The 20,245-nt window shown below is 38.9% G+C and carries 19 protein-coding genes; all 19 read right to left on the minus strand.

Going from position 1 to position 20,245, the window contains the following annotated elements; translation table 11 throughout:
• Positions 1-124 precede the first annotated feature (124 nt).
• Complete coding sequence (locus MHH48_RS31945) at positions 125-730, minus strand: methyltransferase domain-containing protein (RefSeq protein WP_076326478.1); 606 nt, start codon at positions 728-730, stop codon at positions 125-127.
• A gap of 444 nt (positions 731-1,174) precedes the next feature.
• Positions 1,175-2,575, minus strand: a complete 1,401-nt coding sequence (locus MHH48_RS31950; protein WP_076326477.1) for an undecaprenyl-phosphate glucose phosphotransferase — start codon at positions 2,573-2,575, stop codon at positions 1,175-1,177.
• Positions 2,572-3,483 (minus strand): glycosyltransferase family 2 protein, encoded by a 912-nt coding sequence (locus MHH48_RS31955; protein ID WP_076326476.1) that lies wholly within the window; start codon positions 3,481-3,483, stop codon positions 2,572-2,574. Before MHH48_RS31955 ends, MHH48_RS31950 begins: the two co-directional genes overlap by 4 nt.
• Positions 3,484-3,591: 108 nt before the next feature.
• Positions 3,592-4,527 carry a glycosyltransferase family 2 protein gene (locus MHH48_RS31960; protein ID WP_256720871.1) on the minus strand — a complete coding sequence of 312 codons (936 nt, stop codon included), beginning with the start codon at positions 4,525-4,527 and terminating at the stop codon, positions 3,592-3,594.
• Positions 4,528-4,657: 130 nt separating this feature from the next.
• Complete coding sequence (rfbD, locus tag MHH48_RS31965; RefSeq protein ID WP_076326475.1) at positions 4,658-5,542, minus strand: dTDP-4-dehydrorhamnose reductase; 885 nt, start codon at positions 5,540-5,542, stop codon at positions 4,658-4,660.
• A complete protein-coding gene (gene rfbB, locus MHH48_RS31970; RefSeq protein WP_076326474.1) occupies positions 5,539-6,561 on the minus strand; it encodes a dTDP-glucose 4,6-dehydratase in 1,023 nt (340 codons plus the stop codon). The genes rfbD and rfbB overlap by 4 nt, the downstream gene beginning before the upstream one ends.
• 12 nt (positions 6,562-6,573) lie before the next feature.
• Positions 6,574-7,122 carry a dTDP-4-dehydrorhamnose 3,5-epimerase gene (gene rfbC, locus MHH48_RS31975; RefSeq protein WP_076326473.1) on the minus strand — a complete coding sequence of 183 codons (549 nt, stop codon included), beginning with the start codon at positions 7,120-7,122 and terminating at the stop codon, positions 6,574-6,576.
• A gap of 18 nt (positions 7,123-7,140) precedes the next feature.
• On the minus strand, positions 7,141-7,884 hold the full coding sequence (locus tag MHH48_RS31980; RefSeq protein WP_076326472.1) for a sugar phosphate nucleotidyltransferase: 744 nt from the start codon (positions 7,882-7,884) through the stop codon (positions 7,141-7,143).
• Positions 7,881-8,354, minus strand: coding sequence for an HIT domain-containing protein (locus MHH48_RS31985; RefSeq protein ID WP_076326471.1), 474 nt, complete (start codon positions 8,352-8,354; stop codon positions 7,881-7,883). The genes MHH48_RS31980 and MHH48_RS31985 overlap by 4 nt, the downstream gene beginning before the upstream one ends.
• Positions 8,354-9,094, minus strand: coding sequence for a 3-deoxy-manno-octulosonate cytidylyltransferase (kdsB, locus tag MHH48_RS31990; protein ID WP_076326470.1), 741 nt, complete (start codon positions 9,092-9,094; stop codon positions 8,354-8,356). Before kdsB ends, MHH48_RS31985 begins: the two co-directional genes overlap by 1 nt.
• A gap of 2 nt (positions 9,095-9,096) precedes the next feature.
• Positions 9,097-10,443 carry a hypothetical protein gene (locus tag MHH48_RS31995; protein ID WP_076326469.1) on the minus strand — a complete coding sequence of 449 codons (1,347 nt, stop codon included), beginning with the start codon at positions 10,441-10,443 and terminating at the stop codon, positions 9,097-9,099.
• A complete protein-coding gene (locus MHH48_RS32000; RefSeq protein WP_083659862.1) occupies positions 10,440-12,467 on the minus strand; it encodes a capsular polysaccharide biosynthesis protein in 2,028 nt (675 codons plus the stop codon). Before MHH48_RS32000 ends, MHH48_RS31995 begins: the two co-directional genes overlap by 4 nt.
• A 4-nt stretch (positions 12,468-12,471) precedes the next feature.
• A complete protein-coding gene (locus MHH48_RS32005; protein WP_083659861.1) occupies positions 12,472-13,902 on the minus strand; it encodes a hypothetical protein in 1,431 nt (476 codons plus the stop codon).
• Between the two features lie 19 nt (positions 13,903-13,921).
• Positions 13,922-14,662, minus strand: coding sequence for an ABC transporter ATP-binding protein (locus MHH48_RS32010; protein WP_076326467.1), 741 nt, complete (start codon positions 14,660-14,662; stop codon positions 13,922-13,924).
• 18 nt (positions 14,663-14,680) lie between these two features.
• Positions 14,681-15,460 carry an ABC transporter permease gene (locus MHH48_RS32015; RefSeq protein WP_076326466.1) on the minus strand — a complete coding sequence of 260 codons (780 nt, stop codon included), beginning with the start codon at positions 15,458-15,460 and terminating at the stop codon, positions 14,681-14,683.
• Between the two features lie 116 nt (positions 15,461-15,576).
• A complete protein-coding gene (locus MHH48_RS32020; RefSeq protein ID WP_076326465.1) occupies positions 15,577-17,766 on the minus strand; it encodes a glycosyltransferase in 2,190 nt (729 codons plus the stop codon).
• Between the two features lie 83 nt (positions 17,767-17,849).
• The gene (locus MHH48_RS32025; RefSeq protein ID WP_076326464.1) at positions 17,850-18,809 is read right to left on the minus strand and encodes a KpsF/GutQ family sugar-phosphate isomerase; all 960 of its coding nucleotides are present in this window, start codon (positions 18,807-18,809) and stop codon (positions 17,850-17,852) included.
• A 48-nt stretch (positions 18,810-18,857) separates the two neighbouring features.
• Positions 18,858-19,328 carry an HAD-IIIA family hydrolase gene (locus tag MHH48_RS32030; RefSeq protein WP_076326463.1) on the minus strand — a complete coding sequence of 157 codons (471 nt, stop codon included), beginning with the start codon at positions 19,326-19,328 and terminating at the stop codon, positions 18,858-18,860.
• Position 19,329: 1 nt separating this feature from the next.
• Entirely contained in the window at positions 19,330-20,157 is an 828-nt protein-coding gene (gene kdsA, locus MHH48_RS32035; RefSeq protein ID WP_076326462.1) for a 3-deoxy-8-phosphooctulonate synthase, read from the minus strand.
• Positions 20,158-20,245: the final 88 nt, after the last annotated feature.

The raw sequence follows: 20,245 nt of genomic DNA on the forward strand, positions 1-20,245 counted from the left end.
CCCCACCCTTTGCATCGTTCATCGCTGTTGCTAGGTAAATACCCGGTTGAAGGGTAGGCCAAACAAAAAACCGCCACTCGGCTGCTGCCAAATGACGGAATGATTTTATGGATACTGCTGATCACTAGCTTTTTGCCTTCAAAAGATGAATATACCATTTCAATCCCGCGTTGTGGTTAAACACGCTGACTTTATCCACGATATCAAATAATCCGCAGCTTTCAATCTCGCCAATCTTATGCTCTACCATGAGATAATCAGGATCTTTGGTATTCTTGTGAGAATAAAGGGAAGAGATGATGACTCCATCTGGGGTCAGGTAACGCGCATATTCTAGCAGTTTGTTCGGGGTGTTTGGCACGTACTGCAATGACTCATTAAACACAATGACGTTGTAACGCTTATGAGGAACATAATGATTAATGTCCGCGCGATGGAATAGGTTCCTTGATGTTTTGCTAGATGCGATTCTGATCGCTTCTTCGGACAGGTCGACACCCGTGTAATTCAACTGTTCAACATCAAGGAGCATGTCATACAATATCCCGGCCCCGCATCCCATATCCAAAATGCCCTCGTCCCCAATAAACTTTCTTATGTAACCGTACACTACCGAGTATCTGGCATATTCCGTGATGTCCGATAAATAATCCCACATGTTGGATCTATACTCTTCGTCCCATTGCTGTTGATTGCTTTCAATGAAATCCTGAACCTTCGCGTGTTCCATTTCGATTCCTCCCCATATTGAATGTTAACTCCCATCTGGCAAATGAAGCGACAACATGAAAACAAGGTCATTTGAAAAACATTAACTTAGAGCTCACAAAGAAAATCAAGAATTGGATCATCCTTGCGTACTAACGATCCTACATATGGACCACTGAAGACATTGACGAGTCTCTTATTTCATTATAATAGTATTATAGTTATATATTGTAAATGTATCCGATTGACTATTGTACGATGTGGTGCACATGAATGTCTCTGGCTTGATGAATGGATCAAATGTCCGATGTTTATTCTCAGAGGCGCCACAGCCTTACATGAAGCGACAGCATTCGATATCTTTCTGCGTGAGTCGGGACCTGGGAAGCATATACGCGTCTGGGACAGGTACGCAACAAAAAAACGCCATCTGGCTCATGCCAAATGACGTTAACATCGATTATGATCAGTATGCGTTCTTGAATCCGTTGCGGATCGTGCGCAGAATGATTTTGATATCAAACAGAATGGACCAATTCTCGATGTAGAAAATATCGTGCTTGATCCGTTCCTCAATCGAAGTATCCCCACGCAGGCCGTTACTCTGCGCCCATCCCGTGATGCCCGGGCGTACGTGGTGTTTCACCATGTACTTTGGAATTTCCTCTTTGAACTGTTCAACATAATAAGGTCGCTCCGGCCTAGGGCCTACCACGCTCATATGACCGAACAGGACATTGAAGAACTGAGGCAGCTCATCCAGACTGGTCTTCCGAAGAAAAGAGCCAAACTTGGTGCGGCGCGGATCATTTTCCACGGTCCAGCCCGTATCCGATGCCCCCTCTGGCAGTGGCTTCATAGAGCGGAATTTATACATATAAAAGTTTCTGCGGTTCAGCCCAACCCGCTCCTGCTTGAAAATGACGGGGCCCCGGGAAGTCAAACGAATACCCAGGTAAATCCCGATCATCACCGGCAGGGTCAGAATAATCGCCACTAAGGCGAATACAATATCAAACGCTCGCTTGAACAGCCGGTTTGCCGCAAGATCCAACGGGATATCGCGCACGTTGATCATTGGCATTCCCGCAAAGTTATCAAACACCGGCCGTGCGGGGAGGTAATCGAAAAAGTCCGGGATAATCAGCGTTCGAACACCGGCTTTCTCACAAGCGGCAATGATCTCCGGGTATTTGTGGTGGGCATTTAGCGGAAGTGCTAGTACGACCTCATCCACGAGTTTTTCGTTTAGCACCTTATGCAGATCGCTGACCGAGCCGAGAATGGGTTTAAGCCGTCTGGCTTCGATCTCGTCCCACTGCTGGTAATCATCCAGGAAACCAATGACTTCATAACCTAGCTCCGGGTATTGCTTCAGATTTTTGAAGAAGCGCTTCCCGAGCGTACCTGCACCCACAATGAGCACGAATTGGCGATTATATCCTTTTTCCCGAAAATGCTTTAGGGATTTCTTAAGGAAATAACGGTACAGGATAATGAAGGCTACGTTAAGAATCATGTAGATGGCAAGATAACCACGGGAAATATTCATTTCTTTTACAAAGAACAATAAGCTGAGCAGAACAAATAATCCGAGCGCGTGAATTTGGAAAATCTTCATAAACTCATCGGCAAAGCGCTTTTTGCGCTTCGGGGAGTACAGGCTGATCATGATCCCAACTGCAACAGCGACTGCTCCATAAATGATACTCCAAAGGGCATAGATCTCCATCGGAAGAGGTCTATAGAAATGAATCCAGCCGCTTTCAAACTTAAGCCACCACGCCAGTAGAAAGGATAACTGGATAAAACCGAAATCCGTTATCATATATAATCTTGTTAGATGCGCCTGATTCTTGCGGATCATGATTTCACCTCCACTCCACCTGAAGATTGCGTTATGGTTGCTGGACGAATAGGCTTAAGCCGGTTCATAAGCAAGGATAGGAGCAATTTCAGACCAACGCCTGCATAGACGGCTCCATTAACGAATATGTTGTATTTCTGCCGGTAATGCTTCCGATGAAAAAGAATCATCGCCCGATGGAACTCATAAATGATCTTGAACGGCCTGCGCCGGGCGCTGCCGCCTTTATAATGGATAATCGTGGTCCGAGGATAATAGTGAATTCCCCATCCCGCCTGCTTGATGCGATAACACCAGTCGATGTCTTCTCCATACATAAAAAACGTCTCATCTAGCCCGCCTACCTGCTCGATCGTCTCGCGGCGAACCAGCATGAACGCACCGACCAAACAATCCACCGGGTACTCTACATCTGGATTCAAATACCCCAACTGATATTGGTTAAACTCCGGTTTGTTTGGGAACAGCTTGCTGAGCCCAAATGCATAGTAAAAAGAAGCTGAAGGCGTTGGAAATCCTCTTTTGCAGGCCTTATCCAGTGAGCCGTCCGGGAGGACGATTTTGCAGCCGGAAGCGCCTATGATCGGGTTGTAGTCCATAAAAGCGACCATCGTCTGGATCGTATCCTGCTGGATAATCGTGTCGGAATTTAGCAGCAGCATATAGCGACCTTCCGCCACTTCCATCCCCTGATTGTTAGCTTTGGCAAAGCCGGTATTCTCCGTGTTCTCGATCAGCTTGACCTGCGGGAATAACTCCCGGATGGTCTGAACCGACTCGTCCTTCGAGTTGTTATCAATCAGAATCAATTCATATGTATATTCCGTCTCCGATGCAAACACGGATCGCAAACAATCCACCGTCAGCTGACAGGTATTGTAGTTCACGATTAAAATGCTTAAATCCATTGCATAACGTCTCCTGACAAATATAGTAATCTATCGACATTATAGCATAGTTCATTGGGGAAGAAGGAATATCAAGGAATAAGTTTGCTCTGCCTATTTCATTCAGCCTCATATAAACCCGATCAAAATAAAAAACTTAAACAACAAACTCTCTCCCTTGGATTGTCTGTACAATTTGCTCTTGCGTGCATAATGTAACCTGTCTATGAATCTTGTGCGAGATGCAAGAAATAAATCCAACTGCTCTTTCTGTACGCCAGTCAACCGTGATCCATAGATTCGATCAAACTCACTCGCTTGTTTATATAGCAAGTCTCTGCCTGTATGTCTCCTAAAACTGGCCCATTTGCTCTTCAACTTGCCGAAGATGGAGTTGCTTCCTCCTACCACATTGTTACGGTGCTGACGATACAGCATGGATGGCGTGTTATCATAGATTACGGTTCCAAATGCGGATACGAGCAAGTAAAACCACCAATCGTGCATAAGAACCTTTTCACTGTTCATGGATTTACTATACATAAAAAGCTTTCGTGCTGATTGGTTCATCGTGATCGTCGCACCAATAGCGATATTCTCATATAACGCATTGAAAAAGGATGGTTTCTGAGCAGGGGGCTTAGGCCAAATCCCTTTAGGGTTCAACTCGTCATCGGTAAGATAGGTTGGGGTAAATACCATCGCCGGTACTTCGGTATGTACGGAGGAATTTAATCTCGTTATAGCATTCTCCACCTTATGATCAAGCCACACATCATCCTGGTCGCAAAAACAGTAGTAATCAGCCTCAGCGTCTGCAGCACGCAGAAGTTCAAAGAAACTAGACACAACACCAACGTTCGACCCTTTTATTAGCTTTATCTTATGGGGGTGTAATTTCATCAGTTCTTCCAGAAGTTCAACGGTTCGATCCTTGGAACCATCGTCTCTTATCAGAACGGTAATGTCTGGATACCTCTGACTCAGAATGCTCTGGATTTGTTCGGATATATATGGTTCGCCGTTATAGGTGGATAGTAATACTTGTACTTTATTCATATTCATTGAAAGGAACCTCCGAAAAAAACACATTATGCATAGTTAAAAAACTTGAGCTATATATTACTTTATTTCGCTAGAAATTAGGTTAAGAAAAAAGACCTAATCATACAGATCAGGTCTTAAATCGCTGTATTCACTTTAAGTATAGTTCAGGGTACTGCTTCATATCCAGCATAAACTGCTTTAGCCCTTCACGCCAATGCGGTAAATCCTTCAATTGGTTTAGCCGGATGGCTAAATGATCCATCGTTGAATTAGCCGGACGCGGAGCGGGTCGGGGAAACTCTGCCGTCGTGCAAGGTTGCAACTGAGCTGTTATCTCTAATCCTAAATGGTCACGGGCTGCTTCAAAAATGGCCTCGGTAAATTCATACCATGTACAAGAGCCACAGTTGGAAGCATGATATACCCCGTATTTCTCTGTAGAAATCAGATTTAACAAGAACTGTGCAAGATCTACCGTGTAGGTGGGAGAGCCCTTCTGGTCGAAGACCACCTTTAACAGCGGTTTTTCCTGACCAAGGCGGATCATTGTTTTCACAAAGTTATTCCCATGTAGGCCGAACATCCAGGATGTTCTTACGATAAACCACTTGGAACAAAAATCCCGAATCATCTGCTCTCCCGCAAGCTTGCTTCTGCCGTAAACCGTTTGCGGATCGGTTTCGTCATACTCAACATAAGCTGCCTCACTAGCACCATTAAATACATAATCCGTACTAATATAAACTACCGCAGCACCCACCTTCTCAGCTGATATCGCAATATTTCGTGTACCAATGGCATTCACCAGATAAGCACCATCCGTATCGCTTTCGGCTGCATCCACTGCGGTATAAGCAGCACAATGGATGACAAAATCCGGATCATGAGCTGAAATAACCTGACCACATTGCTCTAAATTCGTGATATCCAGTTCCTCTCTACCACAACCTACAACATCATGCCTGGCTGCAGCAATTAACCGTGTTACATCCTGCCCCAACTGACCGTTCGCCCCAGTTACGAATATCTTCATTCAGCCTCACCTAAGCGCTTACCGTACTGCTGAGTCATATACTCCCGGTAAGCACCGGATTGGATGCGAGTCCACCAATCCATATGATTTAAATACCATTCAATCGTTTCCTTAATGCCGGTCTCGAAGTTATGCTTCGGCTTCCAGCCCAGCTCATTTGTGATTTTTGCAGGATCAATGCCGTATCGGCGATCATGACCCGGACGATCCGCTACGTAAGTAATTAAGGATTCAGGCTTCCCGAGCTCTTTCAGGATCGTCGTTACGATGTGCAGATTCGTCCGTTCGTTATTGCCCCCAATGTTGTAGACCTCACCAAGCTTCCCCTGATGGATAACGAGATCAATCGCACTGCAATGATCCTCGACATACAACCAGTCCCGGATATTCAAACCATCCCCATAGATCGGCAGGGATTCGTCGTTTAGCGCCCGAGAGATCATAAGCGGGATTAGCTTCTCAGGGAATTGGTATGGACCATAGTTATTCGAACAGCGGGTGATGTTAACGGGAAGACCAAAGGTCTCATGATAAGCTCTAACGAGCAAATCGCCGCCTGCTTTACTGGCAGAATAAGGGCTGTTCGGTGCCAAAGGCGTCGTTTCGTTAAACAAGCCGGTTTCCCCGAGCGTTCCGTATACTTCATCCGTAGAAACTTGAACAAACTTAGTTACACCATAGTTCTTGGATGCATCCAACAGAACCTGCGTCCCAAGGACATTGGTATTAACGAAAATCTCAGGTTCCAGAATACTGCGATCCACGTGGGACTCTGCCGCAAAGTTAACAACTACATCAATCTGATGTTGAAAAATCGCATCGACCGCCTGTTTATCTGCAATGTCTGCTTGCACGAATGTGTAATTCGGATGATCCTTGACCGATTTCAAGTTTTCCAGGTTACCTGCATAGGTAAGAACGTCCATATTCACGATCTGATAATTTGGATGCTGCTGCATCATATATAGAATAAAGTTACTGCCTATAAAACCGGCACCGCCAGTAACAAGAAGTTTCATTTTTATTGCCCCCTAGTCAAAATTCATCTCTGCGTCTTTTAGCAATGGGTGTGTCCGATCTTTATCCGATAGAATCGGATTCGACGTCGGCCAATCAATTCCCAAAGCCGGATCATTCCATACTATGCCGCGGTCGTTTTCAGGGGAATAATATTCGTCTACTTTATAAAGAACCTGGGTATTGGGTACGAGCGTGCAAAAACCGTGAGCAAAACCCTTGGGGACAAGAAGCTGGCGATGGTTGTGTTCACTTAGAATGACGCCGATCCATTGACCGAAGGTTGGTGAGTTTTTACGAATATCCACAATAACATCGTAAATTGCTCCTGTAAGGACGCGTATGAGTTTAGTTTGTGCTTTAGGATTAAGCTGATAATGAAGCCCTCGCAGAACACCAGCTTCAGCAGATAACGATTGGTTATCTTGAATGAAGTCGTAGTTAATGCCATGCTGCTGAAATATCGAGTCGTTGTAACTCTCCATAAAAAAACCCCGGTGATCGCCGTGGACCACCGGTTCAAGTACAAAAGCATCTGCTAATTTTAAAGGAGTTACAATCATTATTTTATTCCTCCCTAACTACAGTTTGAGTTTTCCAAAATCATCACCGAATCGAAGATCTCTAGCCAATTCATTGGCCCGAGCAAGCGATGCAAGCGTCCCCGCATCTGTCCACCATCCTTCTAACACATCGAATGTAAGCTCTCCCCGTTCAATATATGCATTGTTGACGTCTGTGATTTCCAGTTCTCCACGAGCTGACGGTTTTAATGTCTTGATAATATCAAAAACCGAATGATCATACATATATATTCCCGTGACAGCATAATTGGACTTAGGCTGCTCAGGTTTTTCTTCTATGGAAATGATTTGGCTGCCTTGAATTTCTGGAACACCAAAACGGTTAGGATCAGAAACTTCCTTAATTAGGATCTTGGCACCGGATCTTTGACTTTGGAAGTTGACCACATAGGTGGAAATGTCATCCTCAAACACGTTATCGCCGAGGATAACTGCTACTGATTCGCCACTTGCAAATTGCTCAGCAAGGTTCAACGCTTGGGCAATGCCTCCTGCTTCATCCTGCACTTTATATGTAAAGGAGACCCCCATTTCGCTACCGCTGCCCAATAGGTTTACGACATCCCCCATGTGATCTTTCCCCGTCACAATAAGGATATCCGTCAGGCCAGCCTGACGGAGTTTATATACGGGGTGAAAGATCATGGGGTATGCTCCTACTGGCAAAAGGTGTTTATTGGTGACTTTAGTTAAGGGATAGAGGCGTGAGCCTGTTCCGCCGGCTAGGATTATGGCTTTCATGAACTTTTCCCTTCTACTAAAGAATACTCTACTGCTATTTCTCTCTTTAAATGACTGACAAACTCATAATAGCTTGAATGATCAAATTCTATAGCATCCGGTTTTTGCTGTGTTGCCTGTTCTATCAGCGCTATGCCCTTCTTCTCCTGATTTTGATATCTCGGTATTAAATGGATATGAAGATGCCGTACTGCCTCACTAATTGTCACAGTATAGAGTCTTTCTAACTTCGAAATCTTCCTTAGTACTTTCTCTAGCATTGGAAGAATTATGGTCATTTCTTCAAGTTCCTCAGCACTAAAACTTTGCCATTCTTCTACATGTCTTATAGGCTCTAAATAGATATAGCCCAAAACCTGTGAATCAAATGGTCCCGCATATAGAAACCAATAGTTGCTTTTATACAAAAATGCGTCGTGATTGACTAGACGATGTTTCTCACAAATTAAACATTTCTCAACTTGCTCCATTATTCTACACCCGAGCTTTTATCTAAATAATCTTCTACTCGTTTCAAATCTTCAGGCGTATCCACACTAATCAGAATATGATCCGTCTCTACAACTTTTATTGAAATTCCATTTTCCAACGCTCTCAATTGTTCTAGAGATTCAGATAGTTCTAATGAGGACTGCTGCAATTTAACAAAATCACTTAAGAATGACTTTTTATAAGCATAAACACCAATATGTTTATAATAAGCAACATCGTCACGCATATCTCTGTTATATGGGATTGGTGATCTTGAGAAATAGATAGCTTTTCCGTCACTATTAGTAATTACCTTTACTACATTGGGATCATCAACGTCTCGTGAATCTATAATTTTTGATTTAAAAGTAGCCATTTGAAGATCTGGAGTGTCTTTAAAAGACTGTATCAATTCATCTAACATCTTTCCATCAATAAGAGGCTCATCCCCTTGGACATTGATGATAATATCAGCATTAATTGCGCTTAAACACTCTGCTATCCGATCAGTACCTGTCTGGTGGTTCCCTCTTGTAAGAATACACTTACCTCCAAACGCCTCTACTTTATCAATAATTCGCTGGTCGTCTGTTGCAATCCAAACCTCACTGATAGACTCAGCCTTTTGAACATTTAAGTATACGTGCTCAATCATGGCCTTTCCTTTAATGTTGGCTAGTGGCTTCCCTGGAAAACGTGTAGATCCATACCTTGCTGGAATAACTGCAACAGCCTTCATGTTTATTGACCTCCATAAATTATTTGATTCATATCATGCCATATTTTTTTAAGAGTATTGTTTGTAACATCTATAGAATAAGAATATTCCTTATAATTATGAATAAATTGTTCTATTTTAATAAAATCAATAAACGTATGTCCCTCTAGTAACATACGAATTACCCGCTCTAGATGCTCCCAATCTCTTACCTTTTTAGCTAACCCGTCTCCTGTATAAAGACTCTCACCCAGGACAAACACATTCTTCCTCATCTTCAACGCCTGATATCCGACACTTGAATTAATAGTAATCACTGCCATAGCTTGTTCTAGTAAAGCAGAGGTATCTCCAGAATTAACGAATAGTATATACGGAGAACTATACTCCTCCCTTAAACATTTAAGATATCCGTTTATCTCTTGTCTTGGATGTTCCTTAATAATTAAATAAATGGGTTTATTTCGTCCCTCATTTACTAATTGAATAATCTCCAGACACTTAGCAATAACCGACTCTTGCTCCTTATTGAAATTATCAATTAACTGTGAATCTGTTATAACTTGTAATGGAAAGAAAAAAAACTCTTGAGGGAGCTCAGGTTGCTTATAAAAGAGAGCTTCGCAAATTTTTTCAATTTTTCTTATAATTGGTTGTGAATGCTCATATCTCAATATATATTTGTATCTACTACTAGATCGTTTTAGTGCATAACGAACCCTTGTATTAATATATGCTGTAAGCTTGGTTACTGCTGGGGTGACGCCCTCTTTTTCATGGACTTCGCTATATTCAAGAGAATTTCTTCTACTAGTTTTTTTACTATTTTCAAAACTGCTCTTAGCATTTACTCCCTTACTATCCATTACAAAAGAACTAGGCTCATAACTATTTTCAAAATACAGCACTTTGGTGTTTCTTTTTATTTCTTCGAATTGAAGCAGCGCCCTCTGAGGTAAAATGTACCCGTTCCAAATCATAAGAATGTCAATACGATATGTAGTAAGGAACTTTTCCCATACATGTTTATATACTCTTGACTCAAAAAGTAACTGATTTGGTTGAACAAACTGCTTACGACTCCACTTGCCCAAGATCTCGTTTTTTTTCATCTCAAAATGCACGACATTCATTTCGGTATTAGTGTCCCTACGCATATCATTGTTCATTGAGTTTTCAACAAAAAGATCTGGTAAGAATACTGTCGTAATTATTCCTTTTTTTTTGAGATAATCATAACTACTAATAGAAGGACAAATAAAAATGGCTTTCTTAATATAACCTGTGCTTAACCATGCTTCTGCCATAGAATAGAAGAGCTTAGCTTGATACCGAACAATAGGAAAAAAACACACCGTATCGACATTCATTTGTTATCACGCCTTAACATTTCATTGACTTGCAGCACGCATCTTCGTATCCATCTACGTTTATTCGTATCAAAGAATGTTTTTGTATATGGAAGGTTGCGTTTCTGGGCAGCTAATTTTCTTAATACTGATCTACAGTCAGTTAAATGTTTTAAGTCACGATTATAATATTTTGCATAATAAATCAAACTACCTGCTATGAGCTCTTCTAATGATAACACCCGATTGCGTCGATGAAATGTTTGAGCGTCGTTAGTTAACCCCCAACCAGCGTAGAAAGGTCCACCGTATGTGAAAACTTTCTTTCCTTGCAGTAAACTATCAAATCCAGCTTGTGATGTAAGGGTATGCACCTCGTCAGCAACCTGAATACATTGTAAAACACTTGCCCTAGTCTCAACATGATCACAAAATTTAGTGTGTTCTATTCCTTTTCGATTCTTCATATAAACGTCGGGATGCGGTTTATATAGAATGAAATCATCTGGATTTTTAGTTCTAAGATACTCTAGTAATTGCTCAATTGTCCTAATATCGCCATTGCACCCATATCTTATCGAAGCATCATCTTCAACTTGACCGGGAACAAAAATAACTTTTTTGCGATCATTATTCTCTAACTTAAAACTCGAATTATAATCAACGTTATATTTTGTCAAAGAATGATCTATTATGAATTGATGTATCAGCTTAGCTTCCTTAATATCATACTCATCAAATTCTTTGTTATTTAATATATTTTCTAGCTTGCTAGGCTGCTGCGAGTTAAAATACATTCCTATTTCATCAACAACAAGTGACCAAGGCTGGTGAAAATTTGATCCCAAACCTACTGATCGATAAAACCCATCCTCTATACGTATAAGAGAATCTTTAGGGACTTTATAGGATTTTTCATCCCCATAACTCCACACTGCATAATTATGATGACTACTTGTATGATCATCATCTGGTAATGAAACGCTCTTAGAAAGGAAACATGCATCAATAGTGCTTTCCGGAAAAAATGGTCTTAAGAAGTTTCTCTTCCATTTTGGAATTTCAAGAAAATAATATTTAGTTTTTGCTTGTACTTGATTCTTTTCTTTGTTTATATACGTAAGAACATCCATCAAACTTCCTGGTATCCCCGTTTGTGGTCGAATATAACTAGGGTATAACAGGTAAGAGGCTGCAAAAAGTTCCTCTAAAGTCCTTTTCTGAACTCTGCGCTCAGACCTTATACTGTCTGTTGTTAGTCCCCATGAAGCGTAAAAGGGCAATCCAAAACATGATACATTTTTATTCAACATTAACGCTTCAAAACCGAGCTGAGAAGTTACTACCATGACCCGGTCCATCTGTTCTATCAATTCGATCGGGTTAGTATCTACATTTATAATCGTTACTCTATCATTCACAATAGATAATTCACTAAGGTAGCCTTTCTTTTTACCTGCGATAACATCCGGATGATATTTTATATAAATGTTCGCATCAGGATACGTCTCTAATGCATAACGAAACATCTCCTGAAAAGTAGATTCATTAGCTAAACCTAAAGACACAGACATATCATGCAAGGTTTGATCCACTAGTAGTATATTTTCTTTACTATTTCTTTTAACTTTAAAACTATCCAATGTATGATTATACTTACTAATCTTATTATGTTGAATGTATTCTAAGCATTCTCTAGCTTCACTTATAACACTTCCAGTAAAATTCCCTTGATTTAACAAATCCTCTAACTGCGAAGGGGTCGTCGCATCATAATATATACCTATCGGATCAGCTATTAGAGATAATGTTTGGCGATTTTTTACACCTAATTGTATCGAACGAATAAAACCATCTTCAAGAGAGAGATAGGGCACATCATATTTTTGAGCCTTTTTAATCGCCCGCATTGCGCTTGGCTTTTTACCCCAACCGGCTATTTTGGTTATGTTTTCCATATTAGTCGGATTGAGTATAACCTCGTCTTGTAGGAATGATTCCAAAAAGGGAATCGATGCGATTCCTTTTGAATATATGCCAATCAAAGCTCTACTCCCCTTTGTTCCCGTTAAGAATACGATCAACCAATCGTTTAACTGAATCCTGATCTGGGTTTAAATAATAAATCTCAGAAAAATAATTAAAGCGAATGTAATATAAAAATCGTTGTACTAGATCCTTCTCAAAAGTTGAATTTAAAACAGTATTCAAATCTTTCACTAAGTCTTTCATATTATTGACATGATGGGCGATCCCCTCAATATTGTAAAAAGCATTTCCAAGTGTTATAACTTTTTTATTCGCAGATAAAGCCTCAATTCCAACAGTTGAATTAATAGTTATCACACATTCACTTTTGGCAATCAGTTCATTTGTAGCAATTGATGACGTAATTGCTAGATTGTTATTCTGGCTACAGACTCTTAAAATACTAAACAAATCTAAATTTGGTTCCTTGAGCTTATACATAGGATGCGTTTTAAAGATAATCTTAAGGTTATCTTTATACTCAGTATTATAACTATTTAGTGATTCGGACAGCACCCTAACAAGGTCCAGCATAGTTTTTATGTTTGGTGAAAACAACATCGTCTGGGTATCTGTTTCTAATTGAAAGGGTACAAATATGAAACGTTCCCCTGACTCTATCATTTTTTTTGTTATATCATTGTAGTAATCCATTTTTCTTTGAGCTCTAAGTTTCCTTACATGTGCTTTAAATATAATAGCACGCTTCATTAATGCTTGCTTCACGCTCTTATGTTTAACCATATGTTTAATTCGATTAATGATTCTTTTTTTATTAGTCTTTTCTTCTTTTTGAGCCGTTGCATCACAAATAAGTCTAAATTCCTTTGTAATCTCTTCATCTTTCCATGCAAGTTCCGGTGACTCAATAAATTCATTAAATCTATGTTGATCAAAGTCGATATTCTTATAGAATTGTCGTGTTCTTGGTAGTGAATTTTCATAATTGATCCCTTTAGAATCGACAGTCAGAGTAAAGGGCCTAAAATAGCCATGTTCAAATATAAAAATCGGAATATCATGCTTCCTAGCATAGCGGTATATGGTTCTTTCCCTAATTCTGATCCCCCAAACAATAAACATATCTATCCCATACTCAGCATCGGCTCTATTAATTCGCTCAAGATATTCTTTGGCTTGGTTTAGAGATATTTCTTTATTAGCTGAAGAACCAACGTTTGACTTTATCATATCTTCAAGTTCACTGCTGGAATAATTAAGGTATTCACTAAACTCGATAAAATCGTTACTAATAATATTAACTCTCTCCGCATTTATGTTTAATGCACGATATAATTCTTCATCCCCATCTATACCTTTTCCATTCGGAATAGAAAAATAAAAGCACCGACATTGGCGATGATTCAACTCCTCTGTCAAGCGCTTTAATAGAACAGGGATACCAAATTCTATATTTCCCATACTTGAGATAAAGACATTAATGTTTACCATCCCCTAAGAACCAGCTCAGTCATCGATTAGAATATGCTATATAATCTTTCAATATCTCCTTCGTTGCTCCCTGTGCAATAAGCTTACCTTTATCTAGCCAGATAACCTCGTCACACATTTCCTTAATTAGATCATCACTGTGGGACACCATGACAACAGTCCTATCCGATTTAATTAAGTCTTTAATTTTCGCACTACTTTTCTTACGAAACCTTGCATCGCCGACGCTAAATACTTCGTCTATAAAGAGCAGTTCGGGATCAATATGACAGGCAATAGAGAAGGCAAGTTTAGATTTCATGCCTGACGAATACGTCCTGACTGGATTAGACAGAAAATCACCTAGTTCAGAAAAGGCTATGATCTCATTCATTTTCTCATCAAGCTCTTTCTTAGTTAATCCTAGTAACAGGCCATTAATATAAATGTTTTCGTAACCTGATAAATCAGATTTGAATCCGGTAGCCAGTGTAAGAAGTGAGGAAGAATCTGTATGGATTTTTACATTACCAGAATCAGGAGCATAAACGTTTGCCAATACTTTTAACAATGTTGATTTGCCCGCTCCATTCTCACCTATAATCCCTACCGTCTTTCCCTTTTCAATCTTGAAAGTTATATCATGCAGAGCCTCAAATAACTTCATTTTGGAATCTTGTTTCGAAGCTTTGAAAGTATATGTAACCCATTCTTTGAAGCTCAGGCTTTTGATGAAGCGATACTGCAATGATAAGTTCTCAACTTCGATAATTTGATTCATTTTTCAGAATCTCCCATTTCAAACAATTTTCGAATAACTTCGATCAAACGCATATAGCTTGCGTAACCCATAAAATATCAGTAAACAACTAATAGAAGTCCAGATAAATAGTGCTAAATAATGTGGAGATTGACCGTACATAATCACATTACGGTAGCTCTCAAAAAAAGCAGTGTTAGGATTTAACCAAAACAGCCATGAATACTGCTCGGGAACAATTTCTAAGCTGTACATTCCCGGAGATAAATACCACCATATTCTATTAACATGCGATAGAAAATTACGCATATCGCTAATAAACACACCAAAGTGAGTCATGACCAGTGACACCGCAAAAATAAAGAGAAAATTAGATGCAATAATTATGATAATTTCAAAGAAGTGAAGTGTAGGAACAATTTTGAAGAAAACTAGCATGGCTAACAGTATTATAAATCCAAACAGAAATTTAATTAAATTAACAACCGTTTCCTGCAACGGTAAAAGAAATTTAGGAACGTACACCTGATTTAACACACCACTATTGGCTTTGATGCAATTAGCACTGTACATCACAGTAGAACTGAACCATTTCCAGCTTAACAAAGCACAGAATACAAAGACTGGAAAGTTAGCCTCACCTTTATCAAAAATAAAAGCCACAATAATGGTATACACCAACATCTGAAGTAATGGATCAAGCAACCACCAAAAATAACCTAGTAAGGTGTTCGAAACCTTCAACCTAAGATTCACACGAATATTATAAGATAAATAATCTCTATACTTTGAAATATCGTTAAATGTTCTGGCTAACATTTAATCTTGAATCCCCTATCTTAATTGAGTCATATAAATTCATATTCTACCTAATCATTACTCCATAAAGAGACTGGGAAAATATACAAACTCAGTTTGAAGCATAATCCCCAATGTTAGATTAGCTTTTTCTTCCTAACCCACCCCCGAAAGTCTTTTATGAACTTTCTTGGATTTACAAATAATTTTATCAATTGCCTTAAAAACCATATCGCTGTCGATGATGATTCATTGGTTATTTTCTTCTTTTTTTTATGATTCTGTAAATAGGCTCGATATCTAGCATATGCCGGTGCACTAGTATCTATGAGATGTCTGGTTCTAATTGTTAGTCTTCTCTCCGGACTTCCAGGCACTCTTATTTTATAAAACTGAATTTTCCTTGTAATATTAAAATGACTTCCGTCATCTTTTTCTACTATCTCATTTTCAAAAATACCAAAGGAATAAAACTTATTTATTAAATAATTCACAAATCTTCTTGTTTTATCAGAATTAACGACAAATAAATTATCCAGTATAGCTAATGCTTCCTTTGGTGTACTAACTTTTCGATTTATTTCTGGATGAGCATAGAATACATCCCCAACGTAAAGTACAGGCTTTTCAAATATCATTGATAATACACCGACACCAGAATTAATCAATAAAACTGCATCAGCTAACTCTAATAAATCCTTTATATGTGTAGAATCTTCTACAAAAACAATCCGATTTGAATCTGGTTTTTCCTTTTCCAATGGATGCTTTTTAGCAAGTACAACCCAATCATCAGATAAATTGAGGGACAAATCTTCCACAAAATCAATAAATCCTCTCATGTCAGAAACTGAGCCTGAGAAATATTTAATTACAGTATCGCTGGGCCTTTGAAAAGGAATAAATAACACCTTCTTGTAAGGTGAAATTGATAGTTTCTCTGCTAAGTAGTCAGCACCAACTCGATTACCCTGCTCTTCCAAAGTTATACTACTTGTTCTCTCTGATTGAATGTAATTATTAACAGATTCCTCTTCCTCAGGAGCAAGATCGAAGTCCCATTTATCAGAATCATATGAACTACTGTCAGCATTAAAGCCATTACTATCAAAAAATACAGATTCGGGAAGAGCCCCTCTATCCATTACCACATACTCAATACCAGCTTTCTTGAGACCTTGATACATTTCTAATCTCTTAGGATTCCCATAAGGATTGGGCATAAGAACACGGTTGTAATTATATTTTTTTATAAATGTTACAATTTCTTCTGCGTCATTAAACTTATCTTCTGATACATACTCAACTACACCAAACTGAGGTAATACTTGCCATATCGATTTATAAAAAGCATTATTTTCTTTCCCTAGGGCAAGTGTTTTCCCCCTATTTATATCCGGTAATGGTTGTGGATTTATACCGTTCTTATCGAAATCCTTCATGGATTCAGTTAGTAATTCTGCATTTTTCTTACTAGCAGAACGATAGCTTAACTCTAGTGTTTTTGTGGGATGCCATATATGACAAGTAAATATTCCCTTTGACATTAAAAGATCCCCATATAATCTGAACATACTCCTAAAGCCTTCATAATCAGGATGGTCCCAATCCTTCTTATCAGTATAATAATTTCGAGGTCTTTTATATTTGTTAGAGTAAGTTGAAGCTCGGTGAAGCAATTCAAAATCCTCAAATCCATGCCCTCGGAAGATCTTATTATGCCCCCCGATTGACAAATAATGCAATCTATGTACTACTATTGAAGATGCACTTAATGCGAAAGACTTTATAAGTTCACTATTGCCATAAAAATAGTTTCTGTAAAATAGCTCTCTCCTGTTATCAACAGGAGTATTAAGATATAACTCACTTCCTTTTTCAGTTAAAAAGAGGCATGGTATTACAAAAAAATCATTTTGGTTTGTATTCAATTCTTCATTTACAATCTCATTCAATAAATCATTATAAAAGTTACCATACGGCAAACAATCAATATCCTGAAAAGTTATAAAATCAGTATTAGAATATATAGCTCCTATGTCACGCGCTTTTCCAGCTGAAAACATCTCATTACGTGTGTCAATATAAATATACTCAACGTTATTAGCAACGCAAAGTTCCCTAACCTTCTTTGCCTCCTCCTCAGGACTCCCGGAATCTACTAAGTACAATCTCACTTCAATTGGTCTAGGATTTTTGAAGATATTAGAGATTCTATTTAAAGCGTCCGGCCTTGAAGTAGTGAACCTGAATGGAATAATTACACCTAAAATTGCCTTCTCCTTTTTTGGATGATTATTCGTAATCCTTATGTTTTTAAGCATCATTTTGCTATCACCTTTCAATACAAGCAGTAACAAGCTGAATTATTATAAGTCAATATAACTTAAAATTAAGATTAAATAATATCTTATGCGTTCAACCCTTTTAAAACATCATGTACCCTCAATATCCCTAGATACTTACTTCCTTCCATAATAGGAACAACCGAAATCGAACGTTCACCTTGTTCCATCATCTTAATGGCATCAACAACTTTAGTACCTTTTTGAATTATTATTGGATACGGCACTTTAATCTCGCCAGCTAGCAAATTAAAGCATTTCTCTTGATATTTATCTAGAAGTCGTTTCAAATCACCATCAGTGATGATCCCTTCAACTGAATTATCGTTCATGACCACTGTAGCACCTATTCTCTTCGTAGTAAGTTCAATTAGAACTTGCTTGAATGAATCCATTTCATTTACTGCGGAATAACTTTTCTCAGACAAAAGGTCTTCTACATTCAAAGTTAAAATAGATCCTAATGATCCTCCTGGATGATAAACAGCAAACTGTTCTTCACTAAATCCCTTCATTTCTGCAACAATCGTTGCTAACGCATCCCCTAATGCCAGACTAGCAATAACACTGGAAGTCGGAGCTAAATTTAAATGTCCCGCCTCTTTCTTTATTCCAATTCTAAGAACAACATCAGAATACTGAGCCATTTTGGAATACGGATTAGCAGTTATTGTGATTATGCTGGCTTTCAAGTTTTTAATAGCAGGATAGATTGCAATCAATTCTTTAGATTCACCGCTCTTGCTGATTCCGATCACAATATCATTTTCCTGAACAATACCTAAATCGCCGTGAACGGCTTCAGCCGGATTGAGATATACAGCCGTAATTCCTAGACTCACCATGGTAGCGGCCATTTTTCGTGCGGCATGTCCAGATTTACCAATACCCGTAACAATCAATTTGCCCGTGCATTCATTCATCAATGAAATTGCTCTGATAAAATTCTCGTCAAGCAGTTCTTTGGTTTGATGAATAGCTTCAATCTCTTCTTCTAAAAGGTCCTGCGCCTTCTTAAATATCATATCTGTTCCTTCTATAGAACTAGTATTCATATACAACAGTCCCATCTTTTAATCATTTAATATCACTTCGTCAATGAATTCGCGGATTGCTCCTTTACCGCCACCAGAGTTCAAAATGATATCTGCTGCTTGCTTAGCTTTCGAATGTGCATCACCGACTACTACGAATAAACCAACTTCATCTCGTACCACTACATCGTTTACATCATCACCAATATAAGCAATCTCTTCTTTAGCTAATTGATGTTGTCTTTTCAATGTCCGGATAACGTCATCCTTATTACCGCATTTTTGATACACAGATGTAATCCCCAGTTCTTTTGCACGCTCTAATACAATATCGGATTCACGGCCCGTGATAATAGCAAATTGGACACCTGCCTGCATCGCAAGTTGAATGCCCATACCATCTTTAACATTAAATCCTTTGAATATTTCTCCATCGGTTCCAATGTAAATTGAACCATCTGTCATAGTCCCATCAACATCTAAACAGATTAATTTTATTGAAGACGACATATTAAAACGATCCTTTCGTTACCTTGTCATACTGTTGAAGGCGCTCAAGTAAGTTTTTCAACTCATGAAGTGGCACCATGTTTGGCCCATCACTAAGAGCATTATCAGGATCATGGTGGATCTCCATAAACAGAGCTGCAACACCAACACTTATGGCAGCTTTTGATAATGTAGGTACATACTCACGTTGTCCTCCCGATGATGTTCCATTCCCACCTGGGATCTGAACACTGTGTGTAGCATCAAAGATAACGGGATAATCTATACCTTTCATGATTTCCAATCCACGATAATCTACCACTAGGTTGTTATATCCAAAACTGGTACCGCGCTCAGTTAAACAAATATTATAATTATCAGCTTCCTCTACCTTCTTTACGATATTTGTCATGTCCCAGGGAGCTAAAAACTGTCCTTTTTTCACGTTAATCGTTCTACCCGTTTTTGCAGCAGCAACTAATAAATCTGTTTGACGGCACAAATAAGCAGGAATCTGTAGTACATCAGCAACTTCTGCCACAGGTTCCGCTTGATACGACTCATGAATATCTGTAACAATCGGAAGTTCAAAAGTTTCCTTTACTTTACGAAGGATCTTTAGACCTTCTACCATACTTTGTCCACGGAAAGAACTTCCAGAGGAGCGATTAGCTTTGTCGAATGACGCTTTAAAAACATAGGGTATCTGTAATTCTGTTGTAATATCTTTAATTTTTTCAGCTAAGTGCATTACGACATATTCTGATTCAATTACACAAGGACCGCCAAATAAAGCAAAGCTATTATTGTTTGAAAGTGACACCGTTTGGGATACGTTTACAGTTCTCATTTTCTACATCATCCTTCTTATAATGATATAACCTTCTTTATTTCTACAATTACTTTAATTAATTCTACTTCAATCGATTCATATTGTC

Origin of the sequence: Paenibacillus sp. FSL F4-0100, from assembly GCF_037993005.1 — a bacterium.
Lineage (GTDB): Bacteria > Bacillota > Bacilli > Paenibacillales > Paenibacillaceae > Paenibacillus_AQ.

Excerpts from the sequence above, each read along its gene's own strand:
- MHH48_RS31945 (WP_076326478.1), bottom strand. The coding sequence starts at position 730 with ATGGAACACGCGAAGGTTCAGGATTTCATTGAAAGCAATCAACAGCAA.
- MHH48_RS31950 (WP_076326477.1), bottom strand. The coding sequence starts at position 2,575 with ATGATCCGCAAGAATCAGGCGCATCTAACAAGATTATATATGATAACG.
- MHH48_RS31955 (WP_076326476.1), bottom strand. The coding sequence starts at position 3,483 with ATGGATTTAAGCATTTTAATCGTGAACTACAATACCTGTCAGCTGACG.
- MHH48_RS31960 (WP_256720871.1), bottom strand. The coding sequence starts at position 4,527 with ATGAATATGAATAAAGTACAAGTATTACTATCCACCTATAACGGCGAA.
- rfbD (WP_076326475.1), bottom strand. The coding sequence starts at position 5,542 with ATGAAGATATTCGTAACTGGGGCGAACGGTCAGTTGGGGCAGGATGTA.
- rfbB (WP_076326474.1), bottom strand. The coding sequence starts at position 6,561 with ATGAAACTTCTTGTTACTGGCGGTGCCGGTTTTATAGGCAGTAACTTT.
- rfbC (WP_076326473.1), bottom strand. The coding sequence starts at position 7,122 with ATGATTGTAACTCCTTTAAAATTAGCAGATGCTTTTGTACTTGAACCG.
- MHH48_RS31980 (WP_076326472.1), bottom strand. The coding sequence starts at position 7,884 with ATGAAAGCCATAATCCTAGCCGGCGGAACAGGCTCACGCCTCTATCCC.
- MHH48_RS31985 (WP_076326471.1), bottom strand. The coding sequence starts at position 8,354 with ATGGAGCAAGTTGAGAAATGTTTAATTTGTGAGAAACATCGTCTAGTC.
- kdsB (WP_076326470.1), bottom strand. The coding sequence starts at position 9,094 with ATGAAGGCTGTTGCAGTTATTCCAGCAAGGTATGGATCTACACGTTTT.
- MHH48_RS31995 (WP_076326469.1), bottom strand. The coding sequence starts at position 10,443 with ATGAATGTCGATACGGTGTGTTTTTTTCCTATTGTTCGGTATCAAGCT.
- MHH48_RS32005 (WP_083659861.1), bottom strand. The coding sequence starts at position 13,902 with ATGGTAAACATTAATGTCTTTATCTCAAGTATGGGAAATATAGAATTT.
- MHH48_RS32010 (WP_076326467.1), bottom strand. The coding sequence starts at position 14,662 with ATGAATCAAATTATCGAAGTTGAGAACTTATCATTGCAGTATCGCTTC.
- MHH48_RS32015 (WP_076326466.1), bottom strand. The coding sequence starts at position 15,460 with ATGTTAGCCAGAACATTTAACGATATTTCAAAGTATAGAGATTATTTA.
- MHH48_RS32020 (WP_076326465.1), bottom strand. The coding sequence starts at position 17,766 with ATGATGCTTAAAAACATAAGGATTACGAATAATCATCCAAAAAAGGAG.
- MHH48_RS32025 (WP_076326464.1), bottom strand. The coding sequence starts at position 18,809 with ATGATATTTAAGAAGGCGCAGGACCTTTTAGAAGAAGAGATTGAAGCT.
- MHH48_RS32030 (WP_076326463.1), bottom strand. The coding sequence starts at position 19,328 with ATGTCGTCTTCAATAAAATTAATCTGTTTAGATGTTGATGGGACTATG.
- kdsA (WP_076326462.1), bottom strand. The coding sequence starts at position 20,157 with ATGAGAACTGTAAACGTATCCCAAACGGTGTCACTTTCAAACAATAAT.